Below are 7090 nucleotides of genomic sequence, written 5' to 3' on the forward strand. Positions count from 1 at the left end.
GAGATCTATCTTCACTCCACATGGGGGATCCACCATGAGGAAAGCAAGATGAGTAAGGCACAGTGTCTACCTGCATTCTCATACTCGAACGATAGCTGGCAAACCATTAATTGGAAGCTATGCCATCAAAGAGTAAAGAAGCTACAAGTACGGATTGCGAAGGCAACTAAACACGGCGATAACAGGCAAATTAAAAAGCTACAGCGCATGTTAATACGCTCTTTTTCTGCCAAAGCGATAGCGGTAAAACGGGTAACCGAAAACCGTGGAAAGAAAACATCAGGTGTCGACAAAGTACTTTGGAATACACCAACTTTGAAATGGGATGCTATTCAATCTCTAACGAGTAAAGGCTACAAGCCAATGCCGTTAAGGAGGGTTTACATTCCTAAATCTAATGGTAAAGAACGTCCGCTAGGAATACCGACCATGCGTGATAGAGCAATGCAGGCACTGCACCTGTTAGCGCTAGAACCTGTATCGGAAACCAAAGCGGACAGACATAGCTATGGATTTCGTCCTCACCGCAATTGTGCTGATGCTATTGAACAATGTTTCGTAAACCTCAGTCGCAAGAGTAGTGCCCAATGGGTATTAGAGGGGGATATTAAAGGGTGTTTTGATTTCATTAGTCACGATTGGTTAATCGCTAATATCCCTATGGATAAAGTGATACTCAAGAAGTGGCTTAAATCCGGATATATGGAATCTGGAAGTTGGAATCCAACAGAAGCAGGTACACCGCAAGGAGGAATTATTTCTCCTGTACTTGCGAATATGGCTTTAGACGGGCTAGATGCGGTGCTGGAATCTCATTTCGGGAAGAAAAACACCAAAGCTAGTTATAAAACTAAGGTTAACTATGTGCGATATGCTGACGACTTCGTCATCACTGGCATCTCGAAAGAGTTGTTAGAGCAAGAAGTACTGCCAATAGTTGAAGCCTTTATGGCGGATCGTGGGTTAGAACTGTCGAAGGAAAAAACATTAATCACACATATAGAGAATGGGTTTGATTTCCTAGGGCAGAACGTTCGGAAATACAAAGGCAAGATGTTAATCAAGCCTGCGAAAAAGAATGTGAAAGTCTTTTTGAAAAACATAAAAGATTATCTCGATAGTCACAAAACGGCTCCAGCGAGTGCAATCATTGCCAAGTTGAACCCGATGATCAGAGGGTGGTGTAATTACCATCGTTGGATCTGTGCTAGTGAGACATTCAAGTATGTAGATTACCGAATCTGGAAGATGCTTTGGCGTTGGTGTCGACGTATCCATTCTAATCGCCGAAAACGCTGGATTAAAGATAAATACTTTAAGTCAGTAGGGGATAGGAATTGGGTATTCAGTGCACCAAGACCAAAAGAGGAAGATGGCTACTACCGTTTGCTTTACGCATCGAGAGTGAAAATCGACAAGCATGTAAAGATTAAGGCATTAGCGAATTGTTACTTACCAGAAGATGAGCAATATTTTGAAAGTTTGACGATCAGAAGATTGAAGAAATCTTTATCAGTTAACATGAAGCTTTGGAAAATTGCCGAAAGGCAGGGTTTCCAGTGTGCGGTATGCCACCGGCAGTTTGCCTCTGAAGATGAATGGGATGTTCACCATATCATTCGACGAGTCGATGGTGGTTCGGACAATAGCGAAAATCTTATGATGTTGCATATTAATTGTCATAGGCAATTACATGTTTGAGTTGCTGGCATTTACTTAGGTAGGTGCTTATAAAGGCTTGAGCCGTATGCGGGGAAACTCGCACGTACGGTTCTTAGGGGGCGGTGTCGCAGTAATGCGTCGCTGCTACCCTACATCATCCCCCTTTCTCTATAGCAGAGAAAGTCACACATAAGCTTTAGAAAACGGAGACTTCGGTCTCCGTTTTTTTGCTCTTAAGCCTTATTTATTCGCATCCCGTATCTGTATTTCAGCTTCACCATCACTCTTTTTTTCCAAAGCTCCTTGGTCAGCCTGCCTTGTGCGTAAACTGTTGTTCATCAATTTTTTGCAGCATCATGTCACGCTTAAATGGTTTTGGAAGATAATCGTTCATTCCACACTCGAAGCAACGTTTAATATCATCATCGAGCACGGATGCCGTTAAAGCGAGGATATGTGTTGCCTGAAGTTGCAGGTTTTCTTCATAGCGCCTGATTCGCTCTGTTGCCTCAAAGCCATCTACATTCGGCATCATGCAGTCCATCAAAACAAGGCCGATGTCTTGATGATGCTCTCGATATAAATCAATCGCTTCTTGTCCATCATTGGCAATCAAATAGTCAATCCCTAACTTATCTAAATTGATACATACCACCTTCTGATTTACGCGGTTATCTTCAACTATGAGGACTTTTTGACGTACAGTCGCTTCTATCGGCTCAGGTTGATGTTGAGGGGGTTGTGGCTGTGACCTTTCAAGCACGGAGTTCAACATGCTACTTAAGCGGGAACCGAGCATAGGAAGAGTCACATAGCCTGAGATAAAATGACACTCACTCATAGGATCACTAAGATTATCTTTCACTATGATGATTTTCACCTCTGGTGCTAAGCGATGCAGTGTTTTGGCTTGGTTAATATCTTCCATCAAAGCGATCTCTGGGAGGTCAGTTGCCGCCAAGTTTGTTTCGATTGATTTTAGTTGTGGTGAGTAACCAAGGCGGAACAAGTCATCGAGTAAAAGTTTCGATGGCGCATCTGAATAATAGACAACGGTTTGTTTACGATTTTTATGTTCAGAATGATCTGATGGCACTACGGTTAATTGGAAATGAAAGCAACTGCCCACGTCCTTCTCTGACTCAACGTTTATCGAGCCTCCCATCATTTCCACCATACGTGACGAAATACTAAGCCCTAATCCGGTCCCCGCAATATTGGAGGTGATGTTGGTATCTTCTTGGCAAAACGCTTTGAAAATGTGCTCTTGTTGGTCTGCTGCGATACCAATACCCGTATCTCGAACAGAAAACTCGACCACACACTCTGTTTCCAATGATGGAAGCCGTTTAGCGGTGAATACGATAGAGCCTTGTTCTGTAAATTTGATCGCATTTGAGGCTAAATTCATCAACACTTGGCGAATTTTATTCCCATCAACATGAATGTACTCTGGGAGCTCGCCATCAATTTCAACTTCCAACTTAATCTGCTTTTGATAAGCTTTAGAAGAAATCAGAGTCACGCTATCAAACAGCAGCTCTCTTAAGTCTGTCGTATGTGGATTAATTTCCAGTTTACCCGATTCAATTTTGGACAGATCGAGAACATCGTTGATCAACATAAGTAAGGTTTGAGAAGAGGTATAGATAGTCCCAAGGCAGTCTTTCTGTTCTGCGGATAGTTTGGTTTCTGCCAGTATTTCTGACATACCAATCACGCCATTAAGCGGTGTCCGTATCTCATGAGACATATTGGCAAGAAAGGCACTTTTTGCACGGTTTGCTTGTCGTGCTTTCTCTTGTGAAACAATCAATTGAGTTTCAAGTTGACTGGCACGCCACACAACATAAAGCAGCACCAGTAACGTCACCCCTCCTAATGCGGCTGTCGATAAGTAGCTGTACAACTTTATCTGCGTCAGGCTCTCTGCGATCTGCTTGGGTGTTTCGGTGAAAAGTAAGTTGAGCTCATCTTCAACATGATAAATACTGCTGGTGAGTTCTCCTTTGAGGCCGCTATCAGAGCTGTACCCGACACTCTTTAACCCTCGCTGCAATCGCCAAAAGTGGCGTTTAAAATTATTAAACGAAGCTAATGCACTGATCGTTCGGGAATTCTGTTCTATTTCATCTTGGATTTTGAACAATGAATCGACAATCTTATCTAATGTTGTCTGATCAAAATCGGTAAAGAACTGATACATGAGATCTTGTGTTTCTAAAGTCAATTCTTCAAGCTGCACATTATTGGATTCATGTACGAAGCGCTCAAGTGTCAACGCTGCATTTTTTAGTTTCTCAATGAGCCCAATTTGGTCCCTCTTGCCATGTATGCTGACTAACTCAAGGGCTAATAATGTAAAGGCGGTGTGGTACTCGTCGAGATACTCGACAACTTTGGCATAATTAAAAGAAATATTGAGGTCGCTTCGTACGATTTTCCCATCGATCTCAGCCAGCTTTTCGATCAGCTGACTTCGCTTTATATTGAGTTGTTCTTGAATCTCTGGTTGCCTTGTGGAAACAAACTGCTGCTCTTGTCGTCTGACAGAGAGCATAACGCTATAAGCTTCAGAAAGACTGAGCTGGAGATTAATCATGTCCTGCTCTTTGTTCTTCAGAGCATGGCTAACATAGATATAGAGGCCTAAAAATAACACGATAGCCAAAAAACCACGCGAAATAATCGCTTTAATGGTCTGTTTATTCGTAGGTTCCTTAATCATGCTATTCCCGCTGTTTCATATCGTTCTATTCCTATATTAGAATTTAGTTTATTTTCAGAATTTTACGAACATTAGTTTTTGAATACCTGAGGTCTGTTGAGCTTTTATCAATAAATTTTTTAGGATGACATCGCTTTAGATGCGGCAATAAGTGTGTGGGCTATAAGCTTGTGAAACATGTTGATTTTCTCGCCTAGATTTTTGTTTGGAATAATAAGCGTTAGAGCGAAGGTTTCGGTCTCTGTTTTTTTTGCTTTTCGCATCTCGTTCACTCGAATCCCGCATCTGCTCTTAACCATTGCTCTTTATGATTTAGCGGCTTATATTCAACAGTACAGTTATTACATTGATTTAACATGGGTAGCTGTTGAATAAAGGACAATAAATGCTTGATTAAAAATGGATTAATCAAGTGAACAATAAGTCAGTGGAGACTCCCCAATGAAAAAACTACTTTCAGTACTTGCTGTGTCTGCAGCAGTAATGGCACCGGCGGCATTTGCCTCTTCGCCTGTTATGTTTTCAACGATCAATGGCTTCAACGCACCTGACTCAGATGCTGTTGGCGGTGTGCGTTTGGCTCTGCTTCACGGACAAGTGAACGACCTTAAAGGTGTCGATCTTGCCGTTGTTGGTATGTCTGAGACGCAAACGACCACAGGTGTGAACCTGGGTATTTTGGGTGCATCAAAAGTGAACCAAGAAATGACCGGTGCATCTCTAGGTTTCTTCAACTGGAACACGGGTAAAACAACGGGTGTTAACCTTGGTGCTGTGAACATTACTAATGATGTGAAAGGCGCGAACGTGAGTTTCGTCAACTACTCAGAAGGTAACACTATGGTTGATGTTGGCGCTGCGAACCTTTCAGAAGTGTCTACGGTTCAGGTTGGTATCTTCAACAAAACCAACAAAATCGAAGGCGTACAAGTTGGTCTGATCAACTGTGCTGACAACGGTTTCTTCCCGTGCTTCCCGATTGTAAACTTTGCTAAGTAAGGCTTAGTGTTACTATAGTGATTCATAACGCCTAAGTGCATCTGACTTAGGCGTTATTGCAACTCAACATTTTCTTATAGATATCCAAACGCCCCTCCAAAATAGATAAGCATATTGTTTTATATTTTCTATTGCAGTATTTTTACTTATAAGTACAATGTGCGATAAATTCCTAATGATGATTTATATGCTTTGATTAACCACCATACCGTCGATTTTAAAAAGGCTTTCTTAGGCCTGACCGCCAGTTTTTTAGTAGTTTTGAGCTTGTTGCTCGTTGATTCAGCGGAAGAATCAGATAAACAGTATGGAATGGAAAACCAAGGCGTAACACGCTCTTTAGCGGAGCTCACACAGATCATAAATGCGCTTGAGTACAACATCACTGCGCTTTATCCACTGCATGGGGATACCTACGTATTCTCGCATGACAAAAAGATCGAGGGTGGGACGTGTTACTTCACCAGTGAGGAGCAACATGCCCCTCGTTTTGATTTTATGTTCTCTGGCCCTCGCGAGATGTGCAACCCGGAATCGGACCTTTATACCGAAGCGGGCAAGCGCCTGTTCATCGCGCCGACCATGGCTTATTTTGCCAATACCATTGATACCATCTCTGCGATTTATTTCATTTCAAAAGAGAAATTCATTATCTCTTCGCCTTCTGATTTTGCCAGTTACATTAAGGGCGACACCTTTGATTCGGTTGTGAATAGCAGGCCTTATTGGGTGAACACGATTCGCTTTGGCTTAGCTCAAGGGCAAGACCAAGTGGTGTATACCGGCCAATATGATGACTACCTGACAGGTCAGAAAGTGGTGACCTTAACCAAAGGAATCTACGTTAATGGTGAGTTTAAAGGGGTGTTGGGTGTCGATGGTTATGTCTCGAACCTAGTATCGAACCCTACCCATGGCTATAAAGTCACCAGTACTCGAGGCGCAAACAAATACGGGTTTATGGATTTTACGTATTCCAAGCCTCTGTATGTTGATGACATTAACACCCAGCTATATCTGAGTATTGAAGAAGATAAGAGCGAGCACTTTCTGCATGTCTTAGAGATGGAGAAGATTCAGCTTTCGATACTGTTGGTTTTGTATCTGCTCTCGGTTTTATGGCTATGGCGCTTCTATACAAGACAAGAGCACCAGCGTTTAAATGAGCTAGCAATGCGCGACCCATTAACGGGCTTGCTGAATCGACGTGGTTTTGAGGCTCGATTACTGGCGCAAGATGAAGAGCCGATTATTGGTGTTGGCGTGTTTGATATCGATGATTTCAAAGTCGTTAATGATCAGCATGGCCATAAAGTGGGGGACGAGGTGATTTGCCATGTTGCTCGGTTGATGCTGAACAGCGTTAGACAGCAAGATATCGTGGCTCGATTTGGTGGCGAAGAGTTTGTTGTCGCGATTACGGGTGAATCGTCTGAGTTGCTTTCATCGATCTTTGAGCGAATTCAAAACGACATTAGCCTACAGAGTTATCGATGCCCTACGGGTGACAAGATTAGTATCTCAGTGTCTGGTGGCGCGACGCTTTACTCTTTGTATAAGTTCGACAGCGTAGGGCACTTGTGGGAAAACCAGAGTATTCGTTCGTCTGATGAGCAGCTCTATAAGGCAAAGGCTGCGGGTAAGAATCAGGTGTGTATTCAAGTGTATTAAGTTCTCCCAAAATGATACAAAGAAGCCTAG

At 42.6% G+C, this 7090-nt stretch carries 4 protein-coding genes; 3 read left to right on the forward strand and 1 reads right to left on the reverse strand.

Annotation, left to right across the window (positions count from 1 at the left end; genetic code table 11):
* The first annotated feature begins 48 nt into the window (after positions 1-48).
* Positions 49-1701 carry a group II intron reverse transcriptase/maturase gene (gene ltrA, locus AB4384_RS18555; RefSeq protein ID WP_372129929.1) on the forward strand — a complete coding sequence of 551 codons (1653 nt, stop codon included), beginning with the start codon at positions 49-51 and terminating at the stop codon, positions 1699-1701.
* A 268-nt stretch (positions 1702-1969) separates the two neighbouring features.
* Here ltrA and AB4384_RS18560 read toward each other — a convergent pair whose 3' ends face one another.
* Positions 1970-4390 carry an ATP-binding protein gene (locus AB4384_RS18560; protein WP_372129930.1) on the reverse strand — a complete coding sequence of 807 codons (2421 nt, stop codon included), beginning with the start codon at positions 4388-4390 and terminating at the stop codon, positions 1970-1972.
* Between the two features lie 441 nt (positions 4391-4831).
* On the opposite strand from AB4384_RS18560, the gene AB4384_RS18565 reads away from it, so the two are divergent.
* Together AB4384_RS18565 and AB4384_RS18570 are read left to right on the forward strand one after the other, a co-directional pair.
* A complete protein-coding gene (locus AB4384_RS18565; RefSeq protein WP_017067162.1) occupies positions 4832-5389 on the forward strand; it encodes a VC2662 family protein in 558 nt (185 codons plus the stop codon).
* A 192-nt stretch (positions 5390-5581) separates the two neighbouring features.
* Positions 5582-7060: a diguanylate cyclase gene (locus tag AB4384_RS18570; protein WP_017071094.1), complete on the forward strand. Its 1479-nt coding sequence runs from the start codon at positions 5582-5584 to the stop codon at positions 7058-7060.
* Positions 7061-7090 lie beyond the last annotated feature (30 nt).

Source organism: Vibrio sp. 10N.261.51.A4 (assembly GCF_041471945.1).
Lineage (GTDB): Bacteria > Pseudomonadota > Gammaproteobacteria > Enterobacterales > Vibrionaceae > Vibrio > Vibrio crassostreae_C.